Source organism: Flavobacterium frigoritolerans (genome assembly GCF_025847275.1).
Lineage (GTDB): Bacteria > Bacteroidota > Bacteroidia > Flavobacteriales > Flavobacteriaceae > Flavobacterium > Flavobacterium frigoritolerans.
The window spans coordinates 60,620-82,205 of record NZ_JAOZEV010000018.1; the positions used below are offsets into that span (position 1 = coordinate 60,620).

Genomic DNA, 21,586 nt, shown 5'->3' on the forward strand with positions numbered 1-21,586 from the left:
TTTTTAAAGTAAGAATTATTTAATCAGTTGTTGTAACGGTTTAAGTTGTTCCATATCTATATTAGATTCTTTAAGAACGGTCATTAATGTCATGATATTGTTTGGATTCATGTTTTTTCCTAAAACGCGAATTACTGCAAAACCATTTTCGTTTCTATTGGCGTAAACTACAAATTCTTCAATGTTTTCGTCAGTCCCAACATAGCTTACTGAGGCACCGTCTTTCCCAGAACCGAATTTCATTAATTGCTGGTATTTCGGATTCTTTAAAATAGTATTTACTTTGGTTCTTTCTACTTCATATTCAGCCTGATTTTTATCATTTCGTTTAAAAGCGAGAATGTTCATTTTGTCGAAAGAGTTCAATGCTTCGCTTTGTTCGGCAGATAGCTTTTCTTTGTTTATATTGAGAATACTTGGCGAAATATCTAGTGCAATGAAATTTTTGTTTTCTGTGTTTTCTACAAAATATTTCTGCAATGTAGAGTCAGAATTACAGCTTACTATAAGTAATAATCCTAAAAAAACTAAAATATTGGTTATCTGTTTCATGTTATTTTTTTCCTTTAGATGCTTTTTTCAAATCAGAACCTCCTGGTAATTTCATTTTATCAGTAAGTACTGAGATTTCGTTTAAATCAAAATTACCAGTTAGAGATAGTAAAACGGTATCTTCATTTTTACCTGAATCAATGAACATGAATAGCTCTTTTATTTGAGTGGCACTTGACCCAGATTTCACATAAATTTTTACGTTTCTTCCGCTATCATTTACTCGCATTAATTCTTCTAATCCTGCTGATTTTATGTATTTATCTGCAGTAAGTTTCATGTCGGCTTCCACTTTAGTACTTTGTGTTGTAAACACCTTTAGGTTGTCTAGTTTTTTGATGAGGTTTAAGTACTGTTGTGTATCTTTATCAGAAGCATCTACTTTTACTTTACTCATTAAATCGAACATTTTTTTGTTTACAATTACAGACGTCACATCGTCTTGACCATCGTATTTATCAAAAGCTCCTTGTGCGTAAAAAGCATGGCTAACTAATGCGAAAACTAATGTTAGTATGAAATTTTTACTTAGGCTTTGTCTATTAGTTTTTCTGTTTTCGTGAATTGTTGATTTCATCTTATCTAATTTTATTTTGTTTGAAAATTAAGTTTTTTGATTGTTCGTATTCTTTAATATACTGGACACTTTCTATACCAGTATTAACATTGTGAGAGACCATAGCGAGCGCTTTTTGGGTTGCAGCCAGAGCTTCTTCTGGAGAGTCATAAGTTCCTAATTCTGATTTTGCAACAACAGGAGTTGTATTATTTGTGTTGTTGAGGTAAAAATAAGAACCTATTCCTAGTAAAAGGACAGCCGAAGCAGCAATTGATAACCACGCAACATTACGTTTTTTAGTTTGGAGTGGAATTTCTTGCGTTAAACGTTGTTCTTTTACCTGAGAGAAATAACCAAAAATTGGTTTGTATTGTTCTAAATGCTGCGCAACATTCAAAGAAGAAAAGTAATTTTTTAATTCATTTTCTTCGGCAATAGTGCTTTCTCCCTGAAAGTATTTTTCTAATATTATTTCTATTCTATCTGATTCCATATTGGTGTGTATTAAGCATAGATTCTTTTATTTTTTTTCTAGCTCTTGAAAGTGCTACGCGTATAGCCGTTTCGTTCATGTTAACTATTTTAGCGATTTCTTCAAACTCATATTGTTCGACATCTCGTAACTGAATTAAAATTTGTTGCTGTTCAGGTAATTGACTCATTATTTTTTCTACCCATTCTAAACTATTATTATCTTCTACTTTTTGATCTAATCGCGGTTCTCTATCTGTGTAATTAGTATGTACAAGAGTAAGATTGCTGGCTCGTTTTGATTTTAATTGGTCGAGACAATAATTTTTTGTCATTGTCATGGCAAGAGCTTCAACATTATTATAAGTGTCTAAGGTTTCTTTTTTATTCCATAGTTTTACTAAAATCTCTTGCGAAGCATCTTCAGCTTCTTCTGTGCTTGTGAGTAATCGTTTTGCCAGACGAAATACTTTGTCTTTAAAAGGATTTACTAACTGAATGAAAACGATTTGGTTCATAAAAATTACAAATTATAGGTTCGCTTATAGTATCAAGACGAAACAGAATTATTTTTGTTACAAATGTGCATTAAATAAAACTAAAGGTAGTATTTTTACGTTAATATTATATTGACACTATTACTATGAAGACAATATTTAGAACTGCAATATTATTATTTTTAGCTATATTCTGCTTTCAAGCTTGTCAGGATCAAGATGACGTGGCCGCTCCTAATAGTTTGCAGGTACAGGATTTTATCTGGAAAGGATTGAATCAGTATTATTTATGGCAAGGGGATGTTCCTAATTTAGCCGATGATCGTTTTAATAATAATCAAGAAGCACTAAATTCTTTTTTAAGAGGGTATCCAGATCCAGAAACATTGTTTAATTCTTTACGTGTAGATCCGTCAATAGATAGATTTAGTTGGATTGTTGATGATTATACGGTGTTGGAACAGGAACTTCAGGGAACATCAAAAAATAATGGAATAGATTTTAAATTAAGTCCAAAATCCAAAGGTTCTAATGATTTGATTGGTTTTGTACGTTATATTCTTCCTAACTCGGATGCTGCAAGCAAAGGAGTGAAACGCGGCGATTTATTTTATGGTATTAACGGAACGCAAATTACTTACGATAATTATAAAACGTTGCTTGCGCCAGATAGTTATACTATAAATTTAACGGATTATAATGGAACGACATTTGTGCCAAATGGGAAATCGGTAACGCTTACTAAATCAGTTTTGGATGAAAATCCAATTTTTATCAATAATGTGATTGAAAAAAATGGATATAAAATAGGGTATTTGATGTATAATGGTTTTTATGGCAACTATGATGATCAACTAAATGCAGCATTTGGAGAATTAAAAGGGAAAGGTATTACCGAGTTAGTGCTTGATTTGCGATATAATGGCGGAGGTTCTGTGCAAACGGCAACCCGATTGGCAAGCATGATTACAGGACAGTTTACTAATAAGGTTTTCTCTAAACAAAAATGGAATAGTAAACTCAATAGGTATTATGAAACTGAAGATCCGGAATTACTTAATAATAGGTTTGTAGATAAATTTAATGGAGTTGCTTTGAATAGTTTGAATTTAACTCGAGTATATATATTAACGACTAAAAGTACAGCATCTGCAAGTGAGTTGGTTATTAATGGCTTAAAGCCATACATTGATGTAGTGCAAATAGGTGATGTTACTATAGGTAAAAATGTGGGGTCGGTTACCCTTTATGATTCGCCTACTTTTGGTAAAACCAATAGAAATCCAAGTCATAAATATGCTATGCAGCCTATTGTATTGAAGATTGTTAACTCAGTAGATTTTGGAGAGTATACTAACGGATTAACACCAACATATAGTGTATTAGAATCTGTAAATGCGTTGGGGGTTTTAGGAGATTATACTACTGAGCCGTTATTAGGTGCTGCAGTTTCTAAAATTACAGGAACTGGTAAAATGATTCCGCCCAAAGAAGGTAAAGAATTTGAATATTTTACCGATTCAAAATCAATAGATGGTATTCGTAATCAAATGTATTTGGATAAAGCTCCGGAAGGACTTTTGAGAGCGTTACAAGATAGATAAAGGATAGAATAAATTAATAAAAAAGGCTTTCGTTAGAAAGCCTTTTTTATTGAAAGTAAGTAGAGAATGATTTTAATTAGTCATTGAAGTAAAATCCGTTTGGTGAGACTCCAGTACTAAATTCATTAGATAGCGTTCCTGTTAAAGAATAAATATAAATATTCCCAGGATCTTGATTGTTTACTGCATCTGCAACATATATTTTATTGTTCTTTACTGCAAAACTATAAAGATTAGAAGTCTTAGTTGCTTTAAATATTGGAGTAGTTGGTAGAGTTGTTATACTAGTTGCGGCAGAGTAAATATCAGTTCCAATAGTATAATACAGTTTATTATTTTCAATAGCTAAGAATCCAGGATGTGTTATACCAGGGAAATTAATTGTTGAAGAAACAGCATTAGTGCTTAAATTTACTTTAACAATTTTTCCAGCAGTTTCTACATCGGCATAGAATGGTTTTCCTTCACATAAGATATATAAAGTTCCATTGTCTTTTACTAATGCGTTTGGTAAGTCTCCAACAGGAAAGTTTGTTGTAACAGTATTGTTTGAAGTATTAATTACAGATATAGAATTTCCAAACTTAAACCCGCCTTTGTGCGCTACATAAAGTTTTCCATCATTCTCAATTATTTTTTCAGGACCTTCAATTACAGAAACTTTAGAAGTAACAGTGTTTAAAGTAAGGTCAATCACGCCTACATAATCATCTGTGGCAATGTCACCATTCCCCCAGTTTGTTACATATCCTTTTCCGTTTGCAAAAGCAATATATCTAGGGTTATCTAAGCCAGTTGTAATTGTAGCGACACTCTTAAAAGTATATCTGTTTACGACTTCTATTTTATTAGAAACGTTAACAACAATATAAGCAAAATCACCGTTTAATCCAATGTTTTGAGCTATTTCGCCTAATTTTGCTCCTGAATTAACTAATGAAAATACATTATTTTCGATTTTTAAATCATCTGATAAATAAGAAACGGATGCATTAGTGTTTTTAAATTGTCCTTCATTCAGAATAAACATTCCACTTTCATAATTTCCTCTTGGTTCTTGTGGGGTATTATCATCGTCGCTACTGCAAGAAGCAAAAAATGCAGAGCTTATAATTGCAGCTAAAAATAGTTTGTTTAATTTTTTCATTTTTTTTAAAAGTTAAGATTTATATATACTGTGTAATTTCTTCCAGGCATTTGCCTGCTAATAACGGGCTGATAATTTTCGTTCCAAATGTTTAGTATTTGAAATCCAAGTTTGTAGCTATTCTTTTTTCCTAAGTCATAATCAATTCCTAGATTACCAATGTTATAAGGTTTTACTTTGGTTGCGGGATTGTTAAATGGTGTGCTATAAACTTCTCCGTTATATAAGTATTGAAAATAAGAAGAAACTCTTTTCCAATTATAAGAAACGGATCCAGTTAATTTATGATAAGGAACATATATAAGTTGTTTGTATAATAATTCTCCTTTAATTAATTGTTTGCTTTCCGAAACGGTGTAAGCATAAGTTCCGTTAAGAGTAAAATTATGGTTTTCTATTTTTGTTCTCCATTCCAAAAGCACTTCGGCACCATAAGCTCTTACTTTACTTGTATTTTCTGGCGACCAAGTATCTCCTCCGCCTTCAGAAGGAATCCAGCGCAATAAATCTTTAATAGAATTATAATAAGCAGTTACAGATAATGAGAAATTTTTTGTAAAAAATTCATTGCCGATTTCTCCCTGATAAGAAGTTTCGGGTTTTAAATCAGGATTACCGCTTCCTTCCCAAAATAAATCGTTGTAAGTAGGCATTCTGAAATTCTTTGAAGCATTTAATTTGACACGATAAAAATCTGTAAATTGATATCTTGTTCCTAAAGAAAAAAGAAAAGGATTTCCGTAATTATCCGTTAATTCCTGACGTACACTGGCGGTATAATCCCATTTATCAGTTACGAAATGCTGTAATAATAAACTAGCGGAGCCTATTTCTCTACTCACATTGTCAATATTAGATCCATGTCCTTTATTACGATTATAATCAATAATAGAATTTAGTTTGATTTTATCATTTATGTCAAAAGCTAAATCATATTTAATAATAGAAGTTTCAACCTTTCCATAAGTAAAAGAATCTGAAGCAATATTTGGGAAATATTTATAAGATTCTCCAATATGTGCTACTCTTAACTTAGAAGTAAATCGATTGAATGTACTTTCCCATTCTAAAAGATTGCGGGTATTGAAATCATTGTATTTCGTTTTCGTTTCATTGGGAGAGGTTAATGAAAAATGACGCTCTGCATCGTAAAACTGACTGTATAATTTTAAGGTATTTTTAGAGTCTATTCTATAACCGAATGTTGTATTCATACTCGAGTTATAGTATTCTCCATTAAGGTTTTTTTGATCGCTTTTTCCAGGATATTTAAAATCATTTTCTGAACTGTTTCTAGAAATGCTAACCTGAAGGCTATATTTTTTTGATGAAATATCAGTACGATAATTTACACTGTAAGTATCATAACTTCCTCCACTAAAAAATAAATGGTTGGAAAAATTATTTTTAAAACTCAAATCATTATTGAGGTGAATACTTCCACCGATAGCGCCGCTACCATACAGTATACTTCCTCCTCCAGCTTTTACAGCTATAGAATTAAAATCTCTTGTTCCGATTGTATTAAAATCAGCTTGACCTAAAAACTGTGAATTAATATTAATTCCATTCCAGATAACAGCAGTTTGTGCGCCAGTAGTTCCTCTAAAAGATGGAGCAGAAGTCATGCCCAAACCATTTTCTTTAAAATAAATAACAGTATTATAATTTAAAAGGGAAGTTAGAGAAGCTTGATTTCTATTGATAATAGAATCATTAAGTACTTGAATCGACTGTGAATCAGAAAATTTTTTGAGATTAGTATCCGAAACTACAACTTCTTTTAATTTTGTTATAGAATCATTTTGTGCCAAAATGAATTGGCAAACTAAGAGCGAAAGGCAGATGTAAAACTTTTGTAATGTCATAATTTCTAAACTCTTTTTCCCGAGAGTTCGATATTTGTTAACAAAGGCAGGTCTCCTGGCTTACGTCTCGTTGTTTTCCTTCCCGTCCTAAAACAGTGGTTTTGTAGTTAACAACTAGCATTCCTTGCGGAACTAAGTTTACAGTTGCGGGTACAGCTCAAGATTTTCGAATGTTGATTTTGATGTTTTCAATCTTCAATTACTTGATTCCCTTTTAATGTGTCTCAAAAATTATACACAACCTTAATGTGAATGCAAATATAAAGTTAAAAAAGCTTATAAATCAATTCGGTTTGGTTATTTAACGCTATTCGTAAATAAAACAAGAGCTGATTCTATTTAGATTTCAACTTTTATTACTTGCCCAAAATCGACTTTGTTTTGGAAAGCATCTTTTAGAGGTAGAGAATTTAAAAGGCATAGAATGCTTCGAACAACTCCGGCATGCGCAACGATAATAATCTTTTGTGTGGTTTTTGTAAGTATTTCGTTTTTCATAAAATGAGTGACCCTTTCATGTAAATCGATGAAAGATTCTCCGTTTGGAATTCGAATATTTACGAAATCTTCCATCCACGGATTTAAGTCTTCTTGAGAGATTTCGTTCCAATTTTTCATTTCCCAATCGCCAAAATTCATTTCCATCAAGCGTTTATCCTCTTTATAATTTGAAATTTTAGTTTCTTGTTGGATATACTTGACGAGTAATACGCAACGTTTCAACGGACTTGTGTATAGCAATGCGTCTTGCGGTAATTGCTTTGCAATGCTTTCAAAAATCAAATCATAAGGTTCTGCAATATTTACATCAGTTTGACCGTAGCAGATTCCTTTTTCGCAAACAGTTTCGGTATGACGAACTAAATAAATTTCCATATTGCTATAACACTTAAGTAAAAAATAACTTCACAGACTTGTTGAGTCGCACCTAAACAATCTCCAGTATAACCATCAATCCATTTTTGGAAATAACGAGCCAGAAAATAACGAGCCAGAAAAACAGGGATTACGACCAATAATAATTGATATTGAAAATAGGAAAGTACTAGAAGAGGTAATAAACCAAAGAAGAAAGAACCTAAAACTTCTTTCCAGCTAAAGCTTTTGGCAATAGGTTTGCTTTTGCTCGTAGCATCTTCACGAGAATACTCATGTGTAAATACAATACTTATTGCAGCTAAACGACTAATAGAATGACCTGCAATAAAGAATAAAAGTATATTTAATACCGATTGCTGATTGGTAATTGTTTCTATGGTTACTAGTTCTGAAAGTAATTGAAACTTCAATAAAAATAGTAATACTACACCAATGGCTCCGTAGGCACCAATGGCACTATCTTTCATTATCAATAGAATTTTTTCTTTGGTCCAGCCTCCGCCAAACCCATCACAGACATCAGCAAATCCATCTTCATGAAATGCTCCTGTAGTCAAGATTCCGGCAATCATCCCTATAATTACAGATGCTGCAGTTGAAACTAAAAAAGAAGCGCCATAAAATGTCAGAAAAGAAATCCCTCCAACAATCCAACCAATCAAAGGAAAATAGCGACTGGCTTTATTAAGATAATCAGGATTATGGTCGATGTTTTTAGGACAAGGAATCCTTGTGTAGAACATTAATGCAGTAAAAAATATATGGAGTTGTTTTTTCATTCAAAAATTAATTGTTTAGTATTTGGCTAAAGCCAATTTGATTATCATAATTATTAACCAACATCTAAAGATGTTGGCAATTCAATTTCTAAGATTGTCAATAAAATACATCGACAATCTTAGAAATTGAATTGACTCCAGATTTATCTGGAGGATATAGAATTTGTTATGTTGTTGGCTTTAGCCAAATCTTTATTTATTACTTATTTTCTGAAAACCATATTTGAGAATAAATTCTTCATATTCTTCCTGAAATGTTTTTTTAGCATGATGTATTTCTTGGTTTTTAATATAATCCCTTACTTTATCTATGATTGACTCAGAAACTGATACAGCAAAATACTCATCTTGCCATTCAAATTTTTCTTTAGTCAATTTATTTTTATTAATCCAAAATGAGGATTCTCCTTTTAGTAACTGTATTACTTTTTGGATGTTTTGGTCAACACCTAATGAAATAAGACAATGACAATGGTCTGAATATCCATTTATGAAATCAATATAAATTCCTTTCTCTTTTGCATTATCTCTTATATGTTGCCAAACTTTTCGGCGCAATTCTACTGAATCTAAATAGGCAATTCTATTTTTAGTACTCCAAACTAAATGTATATATACTTTTATAAATGGCATTTTATTTTATTTAAAAAACTACTATTTATTACTAACCCCAGCATTTTCAAAAGTAGCCATTTCGTTAAGGAAAGCAACAGCCGATTGTAATATAGGTAAAGCAATTGCGCAGCCAGTTCCTTCGCCTAAGCGTAAATCTAGTTGCAAAACCGATTTGGCTTCAAGGTAATCTAATAGTTTCTGGTGGCCTTGTTCAGTTGAAGAATGACAGAAAATAGCATTCTTCTTAATATCAGGATTTATTTTATAAGCAATTAAAAAAGCTACAGTACAAATAAAACCATCTACAAGAATTAGCATATTGTTTTTATATGCGGCTAACATTCCACCAGCCATTTGCATAATTTCAAAACCTCCAAAATAGGCGAGTTGCTCTTTTAATTCGGTTTGACCGGAATAATTTCCAATAGCTTTTTTTAGGATTTCCTGTTTCTCAATTAATTTGGTTTCATCAACACCAGTACCTTTTCCAACACATTCAATTATAGAAAAACCAGTCAAAACACTCATCAAAACCGAAGCAGTAGAGGTGTTCCCAATACCCATTTCGCCAAAACCAATACAATTACTTCCAGTTTTTGCAATAGAATCTACAATTTCAGAACCTTTTAAGAAACACAATTGCAGTTCGGTTTCGCTCATTGCGGGAACATGTAAAAACGACTGTGTTCCTTTGGCAATTTTAGCATTAATTAAATTCGCATTGGTTGGGAAATCATAATTTACACCAGCATCTACGATAGAAAGTTCAATATTGTTTTGTTTACAAAAAACATTAATTGCAGCGCCACCTTCAAGAAAATTACCAACCATTTGTCGGGTAACATCTTGCGGATATGCGCTCACACCATGATTCGCAATTCCATGATCAGCTGCGAAAACTACAATATTAGGTTTTATAATCTCAGGTTCTAAAGTCTGAAAAACAGTTCCGATTTGTAATGCTAACTTTTCCAGAATTCCCAAAGCGCCAAGAGGTTTAGTTTTTGAGTCAATTTTATGTTGTAATGCTTCACTAAGGGAAGATGAAGATGCCGTTTTAGATTTATTTTCAAAATCTGCTTTCGGAATAAAGATCTCCTTTGTGGCTTTGATTTCGGTACACTCGAAAGTTTCCGATTTTTGTTTCCAGTTTAATTGCTGTAACATCGGCTGATTATCGTAGTTTGTTGCGGGCTTACCAATACAGAAGTAACCAAGGGGTTCTATGTTTTCGGGCAAGTCAATTATTTTCTTGAACTGGTAATAGTTTAAGATAGAAACCCATCCCATGCCGTAACCTTGCTCCGTAAGTGACAACCATATATTTTGCGCAGCGCAAACCGAACTAAATTTTACGGCTTCATTACTACCAACAGTTCCTATAGTAAAGTTATTTAGTACCGAGCGGTCATAAGCAATTATCATCCCAATAGGTGCTTCCTCGATAGCTTCTAGTTTTAAGGATTTATAACGTTCTTTTTGCTCCTCGTCATCGGTTAATAATTCGGCTTTTTTATTGTAATCTAGAAATAAATCTTTGATAGCTTTTTTAACTTCATCAGATTTTATGATATAATATTTAGTTGCATCTGTCAAGCCAACCGACGGCGCCCAATGTCCAGCCTGTAAAGCTTTCTGGATAACTTCGTCAGGAACTTCATCATTTGTAAAATGGCGTGTATCACGGCGTGATTTTAATATATCATCTAAATAACTCATGTTTTTTCTTTTAAGAGGTTCAAAGCAATATGGGTTCAAAGGTACAAAGGTCTAGGTTGATGGCCCAAAGCCGAAAGCTCTCAGCTTTTATTTCCCTTTTATAGTAACCGGAATTCCAGAAACCATTAGTACAACAGTATCGGCATTTTTAGCAAGAAACTGATTCATCCAACCTTGTAATTCAGTAAATTTTCTTCCTACGTGCGTATCAGCATGAAGCCCCATTCCGATTTCGTTAGTTACAATTATCAGAGTTGCATCTGGCTGATTGGCAATTTTTAAAAATTCAGCTTTCGCTTCATCAAGAGATAATGCAACATCGTTTTTAGTATCTACAAAAAAGTTCGTTAACCAAAGTGTTACACAATCAATCAAAGCTACTTTACCCGAAAAATCAATTTCACTCAAGTGTTTTTCCTTTTCAATATTCGTCCAGCGTTCGTCGCGTTCTTGTTGGTGTCTGTCTATTCTGTTCTGAAAATCTTCATCCCATTTTCGAGCCGTCGCCACATACATTGGCGTATTCGTAAGTTGTAAAGCCAGTTCTTGTGCATAACCGCTTTTCCCCGAACGTTCCCCACCAGTAATCAAGTAAACCATTTTTATAATTGTTAATTATGAATTGTAAATTTAAGAAGGGCGTTCCCTTCGGTCGGGCTATTCGCTATATCTTTTATTTTTTAAAGAAAAAAATAAAAGGATGCCGCTACTATCCCTAACGCAAGCATTTAATTAATTTATTAGTTGTTAATTATTAATTGTAAGCTGTTGTTTAGTAGTTTTAAAAATGCTAGTTATAAGTTTTAATATTGAAATTGCATCATTATAAATGGTTTCGAATTGTTTCTCGTTTAAATAATCAGTTGCTTTTAATAATTCTAACCAATAATCAGATTCATTGGCCTCTTTTTGAGCAATCGCAAATTTATGGATAAAATCATTTTTACTTTCAGCATGTTCAGCTTCTCGAACCATAGCGCCAATACTTGTTCCCGATCTTAAAAGTTGTTTAGAAAGTGTAAACTCCTTTTTCTCGACACATAAGTATTGATATAATTTAACTATCCGAATAGCGAAATCAAAACTCTTATCTTTTACAATATTGTTTTTCATAATTAACAACTAACAATTAATAATTTACAATTATTTATAGGGACAATGTCTGCATTTATTTCCGCAACAGCTTCCTCTTTTTAGATGAAACCATTCCTTAAAAACATAATTTCCATTTTCCAGATAATAATCGATTCCTTCAATCAGCGTATTATTTTTAGGTAAAACCGAAGCTTTATTGTCAACAGCAATTTCGGGTGTAATTGTATTTACAAAATCATCTATTTTTACAGCGCAAGCATTTTTAAAACAATTTGGGCAAAGACAATCCACAACTTCCGAAGGTACGAAAATAGGAGGGAAGTCATTACACCAACATTTGTTTCCATCGGGAGAATCACCACAATTAAATGCAGTTCCGCAGCTAGAGCAATTTTTTACTTTAAGGCCATTCATCCTGTAAAGATAGTATTTGTTCAATTTTTTACGTTTAAAAGTGAACAAGAAATTTAGAAATTGCGCTACCTTTGTCCCTATTCAAACTGTAAAATATGAAGTCATCATTACATAAAGCCGTTTTTCTTATCTCATTTTTAGTAGTAATAGGATGCAAGAAAAACGAAAGTACATTAGAGATAAAAGGCGAAATAGGACAAAACAGTATCGAATACGCTTCGGGACTTTCTATTAATAAATTCACAGGATATTCGGTTGTAAAAGTTTCAAATCCTTGGCCAGATGCGGGGAAAGATTATACGTATGTATTAAAAGAAAAAGACGGAGTTATACCAGATAGTTTAAAAAGTTATGCAACCATTCAAGTACCATTACAAACAATTGTAGTAACATCAACAACCAATATTCCGTTTTTAGAAATGTTGGATGTCGAAAACAATTTGGTAGGTTTTCCGCATACCGATTATGTTTCTTCTGAGAAAACCAGAAAATTAATAGATAAAGGTTTGGTTAAGAATGTTGGTCAAAACGAAAAACTAAATATAGAACAACTTATCGAATTAGCACCAAATTTAATTGTCACTTTTGGGGTAGATAACAACAATCCGATGTTAGATAATTTACAAAAAAGCGGTTTAAAAGTACTTATTCAAGCCGATTGGATGGAGCAATCTCCACTAGGAAAAGCGGAGTGGATTAAACTTTACGGAGCATTATTTGGAAAAGAAGCACAAGCCAAAGAACTTTTTGATAAAATCGTAACGAGTTATAAAGAAGCTAAGAAATTAGTAGAATCTAAGAAAGCAACTTCAACAGTTTTATACGGTTCTATGTATATGGATCAATGGTATGTTGCCAAAGGAAATAGCTGGGTGGCACAATTTATGGCCGATGCCAAAGCCGATTATTTGTGGGCAAATCTTGAAGGAACAGGAAGTTTAGGATTATCATTTGAAAAAATATTAGACAAAGCTAAAACTGCTTCGGTTTGGATTGCAACAGGTTCTTTTAAATCATTGACGGAATTAGAAAAAAGCAATCCACATTACAGCCAGTTTGATGCTTTTAAAACAAAAAATGTATATACATTCGAGAGCAAATTTGGAGCAACAGGAGGAACAGTTTATTATGAACTAGCGCCAAGCCGACCGGACTTGGTTCTTAAAGATTACATCAAGATATTTCATCCTGAGTTATTGCCTAGTTATGAATTTACGTTTGCGTCTAAATTAAACTAATTTCAATTGGCGAATCAAAAACGAAATACAATTTTGTTCTTTATACTTGGTTTAGCACTTTTGTTACTATTCTTTCTTGATATTTGTTTAGGATCGATTACAATTCCGTTCAAAGAAGTTTATACTAGTTTAACAGGAGGAGAAGCAAGCAAATCGACATGGGAATATATCATAATTAATTACCGTTTGCCCAAAGCAATTACTGCTGTATTAGTAGGTGTAGGATTATCAACAAGTGGATTACTGATGCAAACGTTATTCAGAAATCCATTAGCAGGTCCCGATGTTTTAGGATTGAGCTCTGGAGCGATATTAGCTGTAGCGATTGTAATTTTAGGAGCGGGTTTATTACCTTCTTTTTTAAACACAATTTTGTTATCAAGCTACGGAATCGTGTTAGCATCGACATTAGGTAGTATTTCTGTTTTGTTTCTGGTTTTATTAGTATCACAACGATTGCGAAATACAATGGCTATTTTAATTGTAGGACTTATGTTTGGTAGTTTTACCAGTGCTATTGTTGGCGTTCTAACTTATTTTAGTTCGGCAGAACAATTACAAAAATTTACTTTTTGGTCATTAGGAAGCTTGGGAAATCTTTCTTGGTCGTCTATTGTAGTTTTAGCAGTTAGTGTTGGTATTGGTTTGCTTTTAAGTGCATTTAGCATTAAACCATTAAATGCATTGCTTCTTGGAGAGAATTATGCTAAAAGCATGGGACTTAATTTCAAGAAAACAAGACTTATAATTATTCTTGCCACAAGTATCTTAGCAGGGAGCGTCACCGCATTCGCAGGACCAATTGCTTTTATAGGACTAGCCGTTCCTCATATTGCCAAGCTTACATTTAGAACCAGTAATCATGCTGTTTTATATTGGAGTACCCTTTTTTATGGAGGGATAATTATGTTGTTTTGCGATATAGCATCGCAATTACCAGGATTAGAAACCACATTACCTATCAATGCAATAACGTCGATAATTGGAGCACCAGTAGTTATTTGGTTATTAGTTCGAAAAAGAAATTTTGAGTAAACGTTTTGCTACATATTAAAAAGGATTTTAATAATCTGAGTCTAGCATTAAAACCTTAGAACCTTAGTTACTTTGCACCTTAGTACCTTAAAAAATGAAAACTATCTTATCAACTTCAAATTTAAGTATTGGCTATAAGACCAAGAAAGCCTCTGTGGCTATTGCCCAAAACTTGAACTTGAACTTAGAACCAGGGAAGCTCATTGCTTTAATTGGGGCTAACGGAATCGGGAAATCGACTTTGTTACGAACAATAACAGGAATTCAACATCCGTTATCAGGAACAGTTTTATTAAATGATAAGAATGTATTTGAATATAAACCACTCGATTTAGCTCAGAATTTAAGTATCGTTTTAACTGAAAAGCTGCCGTCAAGTAATTTATCCGTTTTTGAGTTGGTGGCTTTAGGTCGTCAACCTTATACCAACTGGATCGGAACTTTAACAGAATACGATATCATCAAAGTAAATGAGGCATTAGAACTCACGCAAATAAGTCATTTAGCACATAAAAAGCATTACGAAATAAGCGACGGACAATTACAAAAAGTATTAATTGCACGAGCTTTGGCACAAGATACACCGCTTATTATTTTGGATGAACCTACAACGCATCTTGATTTATTGCACAAAGTAGCTTTGTTTAAATTGCTTAAGAAACTAACAAATGAAACTGGAAAATGCATTTTATTTTCCACACATGATATCGATTTGGCTATTCAGTTAAGCGACGAAATGATTATTATGACACCTGAAACAGTTATACAGGACGAACCTTGTAACTTAATTGCAACAGGAAGTTTTGCCACATTATTTAAAGACGACCATATTACTTTTGATGCCGAAAAAGGAAAGTTTGTAATTACTTAGATTTTTCAGGAGCTAATCCTGCTATTCGCTATATCTTTTATTTTTTTAAAGGAAAAAAATAAAAGGATGCCGCTACTATCAGGGCTAGGAGTTTCGAGCGTTATCCTGCAAGGTTTTTTTCAACCTTATAGGTATAAATATAATAGAGATTTCTTAAAGAGAGAATCATTGTAATCTTTTAATTCTATCTAATTCTTTTAATTTTGCAATTCTTTATCAAAGTCCCAAAAACACTTTTTTGACTCGAGACTTAAAGTCGAACAGACGGAGATTTGTGACTAAATTTTTCCTCACGCAGATTTATTTAGGACTAATTTTAAAATTAAATTTGCTTTAATCTCCCGAATTTGCGTGAAAAAACATTTTAATACCTACAAGGTTGAAAAAACCTTGCAGGAAATCGGTATCAGATTCAATTAAATGAATAAATAATCCATTAAATCTTCAAACCAATTTGTCTCTTAGCTTCACCAACCACAAAAGCAACAGAATTTGCAATATTAAAACTTCGGATTAATGGCGACATAGGAATCGTAAGATGATTCTCAAACTGTTCTAAAACTTCTTTACTTAATCCTACGCTTTCTTTACCAAAAACCAACCAATCGCCATCTTGAAAATCAGTTTCAAGATATGATTTTTCGGCATGAGAACTCATAAGGAAAACGCGTGATAAATCTGGAATTTGAGCTTTCCATTCCGCTACATTCTGATATTCGGTTACATCAAGGTGAATCCAATAATCGAGTCCGGAACGTTTTAAGTTTTTATCATTTATAACAAATCCAAAAGGATGAACTAAGTGCAATCGGCTTTGAGTACCTACGCACAAGCGACCAATATTTCCAGTATTATTAGGTATTTCGGGTTCTACGAGAACTATGTTTAGCATTTTATATTTATTAAAAGATTGAAAATTAAAGTATTTCAAAAGAATTATCTAATTGACACATTCTCTAATTATCATATTGAATTATTTTCTAATTTAAAATCAGGAACTTCTAAGACATCTCCAGCTTTTAAGTCCTGCAAATATACATTTCCTATACGAACACGTACCAATCTTAAAGTAGGAAAACCTACGGCAGCAGTCATTTTTCGCACTTGTCTAAACTTACCTTCATTTACTGTAATTGATGCCCATGAAGTAGGTCCATGTCGCTCGTCTCGGATTTTTTTTGCTCTAGGACCAAAATCAGGAATTTCGGTAACGATAAAAGCAGAACAAGGTTTGGTTATGTATTTTCCGCCATCAAAGCCAATTTCTACTCCTTTTTGTAATTCTTCAATTGCTTCAGGAGTAATAATTCCATCTACTTGAACATAGTATTCCTTATCGACTTTTTTGCTTCTTATTTGTTCACTAACTTTTCCATCGGTAGTTAACAAAAGCAAGCCTTCCGAATCTTCATCGAGTCTGCCAATAGCCATTGTACCATCTGGGAAATTATGTAATTCACCCAATAGTTTTTTCTTTCTTTTTAGTTCATATATAAACTGACTTAAATAACCATATGGTTTAAAAAGAATAAAATGCTGATGTGACATGCTGAAATTTTTGTGCAAAGATAGTTTTGTTTCTCCAGTAATTCCAATTTATCCCTATTCCTGCTTACTGTTTTTCATTTTGGTTAACCACAAATAAACAGACCAGATTACTGTAATGCCAAATAAGATGATTAAAGGTGTATAATAGTTACTAAAAAAATCATGGAAATAAGTTCCAATTAAAATATATGCTGAAGCGATACAAAGTTTTAATACAATAAACTCAGCATTAGACCAACTAGTTTTGATTTTGAAGAAGTTCATGATATATGATTAGAGAATTAATAATAAAAATACAATTTTGAAAAGTAATTTGGAGTGTAATTAGTTACTATTTTGATAATGATGAGGTTACGTGCAAAAGATATACTGCAGAAAAGAGTCTAAGAAATATGAATTTTGAGTAAGTCAGGATAAGTTTATTTTATAGAAAATTAAAGAGACAAATCATTTGATAAACCAAAAGCTATGTTAAATGACTAATTTTTAGAATCTAAAATGCGTAATATTAAGGTATTAATGCTAAAATTTAATGATATGGAAAGTAAAGATTTAGGTTCAAAAAAAATGAATAATAAGCAAGAACATAACGAAGATTTTAGCGGTAAGGATATTTCTCATAAGCCTAAAACTATCGTTACAAAATTGGAGAAAGAAGAAGTAACCGATGCTGACGGAAATAAGAAAGTGGTGGAACGAGCGCGCAAGGTTGATGGAAGTTCTGTAGCCATTTCTCCTAAAAAAATAATTGAGTTAGATGATAGTGAAAGCTCGAGTAGAGGAGTTTCTACAGAGAAAGAAGCAAAGAAAACAGTAGAGAATATAGATAGAAACTCGGATATTACTCCTAATCGTTATCCTAATTCAAATCCAGACAATCGTAAGAATCGAGGAAATAATAAGCTAGATGAATAAAAATAGGTCATCATAATTAAAAGCCAATAAAAAGTGATTTTTTATTGGCTTTTTTAGTTTATATAAGACAGGATTATAACAATCTTTAATTTAATAATAAGGCGTGTTATCTTGTTAAAATAAGCGATTTTGATAATCAGATAAAAATAAAAATTATGTCAAATATTTGCTTATGCCGCCAAATTATTGATGATGTTTAAAATATTTGATAAAAACTATGTCATTTGATGCTAAATGCTTGTAAAGTTTTAAACAATAACTTTAAAGTTTTATAATATTCGCTTAACTTTAAAGACTATAAATTTGAACTCTAAAAACACTAATTTTTAACGTATGAAAAACCGCTACTCTTTGCGCCATTTAATGGCTTTTTTAAGTTTTTTTTATTGCTTCTCTGCAAATATTTTTGCACAAGCAGGAAGCAATCCTCCACCTCAGGGCCTGCCTTATACACAAGATTTTTCTGAGTTAACGACTAAACCCACAACATACCCATTGGGGTTTCAGGGATGGAATGTAAGTACAACACCAGGGGGAGCTTTTAATACTACTGCAGTTATAGCTTCAGATAAACCTCTGGTTGTTGGTGCAGCAAATATTGGAACAGGTGCTATTTATAACTATGATCAAAAAATTGGTTTTCTTAATACTGGAAGCCTGGATCAAGCTATTGGTTTTGCTTTTAGTAGTACTAATGCAACAGGAATTCAAGTTCAATATGATGCAATGACAATTCGTAATCCTTATGATATTCCACCAGCTACAGCTAATACACGTATTAATGAAATGGTTTTGCAATACAGAATTGGTAATAATACTCCTTTCGTTTCATTATTATCAACAGTTTATTCTAATAATACAACAAAACAAATAACTGCCATTACTGATCCGCAAAATTCACAATTAATAAAAGTGACTTTACCTGCTGAATGCGATAATCAACCTTTAGTTCAGATTCGATGGATATCGAGACAAGCTGGAGGAGGAGGTTCACGTCCTTCTTTTGCAATCGATAATATAGATATCAGAAGTGATAAAGTAGCTCCTGTAAACGTAGCGGGGTTTCCAAAAGTTGATAATGTATTATCGGATGAGTTTGATTTTCACAATCAAATAAATGAGATAGGAAAAACATATTATGTAGTAGTGCCAGCTAGCGACGCTGCACCTACAGCAGCACAAGTAAAAAGTGGTCTGAACGCAGGCGGAACAGCAGCTTTACAATCTGGCGTATTGGATATCACAGATAAAGCATTGATTTATTCAAAAACTATCACAGGTTTAACATTAAATACAGCATATAGTGTTTACTCTATTTCTGAAGATCCATATAATAACTTACAAGCAACAGCGAACAAAATTGATGTTACTACTTTGGCTGTTGTTTCACCTAAATTAACAACTAGTATTACTGCAATTAATTTTGATGAAGCTGTAGAGCAAAATTTTAGTTCATCAGCTTTAAGTTATCAATTACAAGCCTCTAATATTAGCGCTCCATTAATAGTTACAGCAACGGCTAATTTTAGAGTTTCGAAAGATAATGTTGACTTTCAAACTTCAGTAACTTATAATGTAGCAGATTTTGCTGGAAATGTAGCACAAACAGTTTATGTACGTTTTACGCCAAATGCAGTTAGTAGTTTCATGGGGGGAATTACTAATGAATCTATAGGAGCAAGTACTAAAATAGTAACCGTATCAGGTTTTGGAATTAACCCATATATTCAGAACTTTAATGATATCAATGTTTTTACCAATAGCGGTTGGACAGCTTATAATGTAGCTGGGCCACTTAAGACATGGGAAAGCACAGATGCAAATGCTAATTCAGCTCCAAGAGCTGTAGTAATGAACGGATACGCTGATACTGGAACAGCAAGTAAAGATTGGTTGATTTCGCCAAGATTACGTTTAAATAGTTTCGATAAATATCCACTATTATCATTTTATTCTCGTAAATATTTTGCAGGACCAAGTTTAAAATTAATGGTTTCTACAAATTATGATGGGAAAAGTAGCCCCGACACTGCCAATTGGACTGAAATAGACGGTAATTTTCCTGCAACAACAGCTGCTTATGTGCAATCACAATATATTGATTTAGGTGCATATAAAACAGATCACACTTATGTAGCCTGGGTTTACGAAACTACAATAGGTGGAGGAACTGGTAATGCAGCTGAATGGACAATTGATGATGTAGCTATAACAAATGAGCCGGGATTTGTAGCTTCAAATCCTAATTTAGATTTTGGAGATGTGAGCCCAAATGCAGTTTCTACTAGTAAAACTTTTGTTTTTAAAGCTGGTGGTTACGGTGATGTTACTATTACTGCACCTGCAGGTTATCAGCTATCTCTTAATGATTCTAGCTTTTCATCAAGTGTTCTTGTAAGTGAAGCCGATGCATTGCTAGGGAAAACAATTTATGCAAGATTTGCACCTTTAACAAAAGAATTAACTATTACTGGTACATTAAGAGTAACAGGAACTTCATTAGATGAAAATATTGGGACAGTAAAAGGTTCTTCTTTGCCAAAAGCTGATACTTTTGATGTTGTAACCTATAATCTTGAATTTTTTGGAACTGACGTAAAAGATACTTCTGGAAAAGAATTTGGACCAATAGACAATGCATTACAAATTGCCAATGTTGCAAAAGCAATGATTAAGTTAGATGCCGATGTTTACGCTGTACAAGAAGTGTCTGATGACAAAGCAATGGATGAATTAATTAAGCAAATAAGTGTAGGTGGTAAAACATTTAATAAAGTAACCTCGCCTAGTTGGTCTTATTCATTTAATGCTGCTGATCCTAATTTTCCTGCGCAAAAATTAGTTGTGATTTATAATACTCAAACAGCAACGGTTACAAAGGAGCGTGTAATGTTTAAGGATTTTTATGATGGACTTCGTAATGGAACTGAAACGTTAGTAAATTATCCAGGTACCAATGCTAACTTTTTCTCATCAGGGCGCTTACCTTATATGGTACAAATAGAAACAAATATTGGAGGAGTAAAAAAACTAATTAATTTAGTAGATCTTCATGCACGTGCAAATAGCGGAAGTGATATTAGTAAATACAACATGCGTAAATACGATGCTCAAGTATTAAAGGATAGTTTAGATCGTTATTATTCAAAGTCTAATTTAATTATTTTGGGAGATTATAATGATGATGTAAAAGCATCTGTTGTTGCACCAAATCCTTCTTCATATAAAATGTTTGTAGATGATACGGCAAATTATAATGCACTTACTTTAGATATTAGTAAAGCAGGAGCTTTTAGTTTCTTGAGTTCAGGTGGGTTCTTAGATCATATCATGATATCAAATGAATTAAATAGTGAATATATCGCTAATTCTATCGCAGTATATGATCCTCGTTCTGATATAAATAATTATGTAAATACAACATCGGATCACGGACCAGTAATTGCTCGTTTCGAATTAAAAGGATCTACTTTAGGTACTATAGATTTTGAAACTAAGAATGGTTTTGCAGTAAAAGCATATCCTAATCCAGCAACAGATGTTGTAAATGTTCTTGTAAAAACTAATGAAGACAAGAAGCTTAAATTAAGACTTTATGATATTACTGGTCGTATGATAGGAAAACCAGTTGATGTAAATGGAGGACAGGAGAATAGTACTTCAGTAATTCAGATAAGTGATTTAAAATCGGGAATCTATATTTACACTTTAACAGAAAATAATAAAGTTATTTTTAGAGATAAGATTATAAAAAAGTAAACAATAAAGTATAAATTAAAA

Annotated in this window: 22 protein-coding genes and 1 riboswitch; of the genes, 6 read left to right on the top strand and 16 right to left on the bottom strand. The window is 32.6% G+C overall.

The genetic code is table 11. The annotated features are described in order from the left end of the window. Positions 1-15: 15 nt before the first annotated feature. From OIU80_RS18110 to OIU80_RS18125, 4 genes are read right to left on the bottom strand one after another with little or no spacing between them, the layout of a single operon-like run. Positions 16-552 carry a DUF4252 domain-containing protein gene (locus OIU80_RS18110; RefSeq protein WP_264288386.1) on the bottom strand — a complete coding sequence of 179 codons (537 nt, stop codon included), beginning with the start codon at positions 550-552 and terminating at the stop codon, positions 16-18. 1 nt (position 553) lies between these two features. Continuing rightward, entirely contained in the window at positions 554-1,129 is a 576-nt protein-coding gene (locus tag OIU80_RS18115; protein ID WP_264288387.1) for a DUF4252 domain-containing protein, read from the bottom strand. 1 nt (position 1,130) lies between these two features. Next, entirely contained in the window at positions 1,131-1,604 is a 474-nt protein-coding gene (locus OIU80_RS18120; protein WP_264288388.1) for a hypothetical protein, read from the bottom strand. Continuing rightward, positions 1,591-2,100, bottom strand: a complete 510-nt coding sequence (locus OIU80_RS18125) for an RNA polymerase sigma factor (protein WP_264288389.1) — start codon at positions 2,098-2,100, stop codon at positions 1,591-1,593. The genes OIU80_RS18120 and OIU80_RS18125 overlap by 14 nt, the downstream gene beginning before the upstream one ends. 125 nt (positions 2,101-2,225) lie before the next feature. Here OIU80_RS18125 and OIU80_RS18130 point away from each other — a divergent pair, with 125 nt between their 5' ends. Beyond that, a complete protein-coding gene (locus tag OIU80_RS18130) occupies positions 2,226-3,683 on the top strand; it encodes a S41 family peptidase (protein WP_264288390.1) in 1,458 nt (485 codons plus the stop codon). A 76-nt stretch (positions 3,684-3,759) separates the two neighbouring features. On the opposite strand, the gene OIU80_RS18135 is transcribed toward OIU80_RS18130, so the two are convergent. The 9 genes from OIU80_RS18135 to OIU80_RS18175 all read right to left on the bottom strand — a co-directional run bounded on the left by OIU80_RS18135 (position 3,760) and on the right by OIU80_RS18175 (position 12,223). Further along, the gene (locus OIU80_RS18135; protein ID WP_264288391.1) at positions 3,760-4,830 is read right to left on the bottom strand and encodes a YncE family protein; all 1,071 of its coding nucleotides are present in this window, start codon (positions 4,828-4,830) and stop codon (positions 3,760-3,762) included. 5 nt (positions 4,831-4,835) lie between these two features. Then, positions 4,836-6,698 carry a TonB-dependent receptor plug domain-containing protein gene (locus OIU80_RS18140; protein ID WP_264288392.1) on the bottom strand — a complete coding sequence of 621 codons (1,863 nt, stop codon included), beginning with the start codon at positions 6,696-6,698 and terminating at the stop codon, positions 4,836-4,838. 28 nt (positions 6,699-6,726) lie between these two features. Further along, a riboswitch (cobalamin riboswitch) is annotated at positions 6,727-6,959 on the bottom strand. Positions 6,960-7,037: 78 nt separating this feature from the next. Continuing rightward, entirely contained in the window at positions 7,038-7,574 is a 537-nt protein-coding gene (cobC, locus tag OIU80_RS18145) for an alpha-ribazole phosphatase (RefSeq protein ID WP_264288393.1), read from the bottom strand. Beyond that, positions 7,559-8,356, bottom strand: coding sequence for an adenosylcobinamide-GDP ribazoletransferase (locus tag OIU80_RS18150; RefSeq protein ID WP_264288394.1), 798 nt, complete (start codon positions 8,354-8,356; stop codon positions 7,559-7,561). The genes cobC and OIU80_RS18150 overlap by 16 nt, the downstream gene beginning before the upstream one ends. 192 nt (positions 8,357-8,548) lie before the next feature. Further along, positions 8,549-8,989: an IS200/IS605 family transposase gene (gene tnpA / locus OIU80_RS18155; RefSeq protein ID WP_264288395.1), complete on the bottom strand. Its 441-nt coding sequence runs from the start codon at positions 8,987-8,989 to the stop codon at positions 8,549-8,551. A 21-nt stretch (positions 8,990-9,010) separates the two neighbouring features. Continuing rightward, positions 9,011-10,690, bottom strand: a complete 1,680-nt coding sequence (cobT, locus tag OIU80_RS18160; protein ID WP_264288396.1) for a nicotinate-nucleotide--dimethylbenzimidazole phosphoribosyltransferase — start codon at positions 10,688-10,690, stop codon at positions 9,011-9,013. An 87-nt stretch (positions 10,691-10,777) separates the two neighbouring features. Continuing rightward, on the bottom strand, positions 10,778-11,290 hold the full coding sequence (cobU, locus tag OIU80_RS18165) for a bifunctional adenosylcobinamide kinase/adenosylcobinamide-phosphate guanylyltransferase (protein WP_264288397.1): 513 nt from the start codon (positions 11,288-11,290) through the stop codon (positions 10,778-10,780). A gap of 147 nt (positions 11,291-11,437) precedes the next feature. Next, positions 11,438-11,803: a four helix bundle protein gene (locus tag OIU80_RS18170; protein ID WP_264288398.1), complete on the bottom strand. Its 366-nt coding sequence runs from the start codon at positions 11,801-11,803 to the stop codon at positions 11,438-11,440. A 30-nt stretch (positions 11,804-11,833) separates the two neighbouring features. Beyond that, on the bottom strand, positions 11,834-12,223 hold the full coding sequence (locus OIU80_RS18175; RefSeq protein ID WP_319004977.1) for a DUF5522 domain-containing protein: 390 nt from the start codon (positions 12,221-12,223) through the stop codon (positions 11,834-11,836). 71 nt (positions 12,224-12,294) lie between these two features. Here OIU80_RS18175 and OIU80_RS18180 point away from each other — a divergent pair, with 71 nt between their 5' ends. The 3 genes from OIU80_RS18180 (at position 12,295) to OIU80_RS18190 (ending at position 15,343) form a co-directional block, all read left to right on the top strand. Further along, positions 12,295-13,437 (top strand): ABC transporter substrate-binding protein, encoded by a 1,143-nt coding sequence (locus OIU80_RS18180; RefSeq protein ID WP_264288399.1) that lies wholly within the window; start codon positions 12,295-12,297, stop codon positions 13,435-13,437. 6 nt (positions 13,438-13,443) lie between these two features. Then, positions 13,444-14,472, top strand: coding sequence for an iron ABC transporter permease (locus OIU80_RS18185; RefSeq protein ID WP_264288400.1), 1,029 nt, complete (start codon positions 13,444-13,446; stop codon positions 14,470-14,472). A gap of 94 nt (positions 14,473-14,566) precedes the next feature. Beyond that, positions 14,567-15,343, top strand: a complete 777-nt coding sequence (locus tag OIU80_RS18190; RefSeq protein ID WP_264288401.1) for an ABC transporter ATP-binding protein — start codon at positions 14,567-14,569, stop codon at positions 15,341-15,343. 436 nt (positions 15,344-15,779) lie between these two features. On the opposite strand, the gene OIU80_RS18195 is transcribed toward OIU80_RS18190, so the two are convergent. The 3 genes from OIU80_RS18195 to OIU80_RS18205 form a co-directional block, all read right to left on the bottom strand. Continuing rightward, a complete protein-coding gene (locus OIU80_RS18195; protein WP_264288402.1) occupies positions 15,780-16,235 on the bottom strand; it encodes a tRNA (cytidine(34)-2'-O)-methyltransferase in 456 nt (151 codons plus the stop codon). 71 nt (positions 16,236-16,306) lie between these two features. Beyond that, positions 16,307-16,891: a pseudouridine synthase gene (locus OIU80_RS18200; RefSeq protein ID WP_264288403.1), complete on the bottom strand. Its 585-nt coding sequence runs from the start codon at positions 16,889-16,891 to the stop codon at positions 16,307-16,309. A gap of 54 nt (positions 16,892-16,945) precedes the next feature. Beyond that, on the bottom strand, positions 16,946-17,155 hold the full coding sequence (locus OIU80_RS18205; protein WP_264288404.1) for a hypothetical protein: 210 nt from the start codon (positions 17,153-17,155) through the stop codon (positions 16,946-16,948). A gap of 273 nt (positions 17,156-17,428) precedes the next feature. On the opposite strand from OIU80_RS18205, the gene OIU80_RS18210 reads away from it, so the two are divergent. Next, positions 17,429-17,806 carry a hypothetical protein gene (locus OIU80_RS18210; protein WP_264288405.1) on the top strand — a complete coding sequence of 126 codons (378 nt, stop codon included), beginning with the start codon at positions 17,429-17,431 and terminating at the stop codon, positions 17,804-17,806. 333 nt (positions 17,807-18,139) lie between these two features. Further along, positions 18,140-21,565, top strand: a complete 3,426-nt coding sequence (locus OIU80_RS18215) for a T9SS-dependent choice-of-anchor J family protein (RefSeq protein ID WP_264288406.1) — start codon at positions 18,140-18,142, stop codon at positions 21,563-21,565. Positions 21,566-21,586 lie beyond the last annotated feature (21 nt).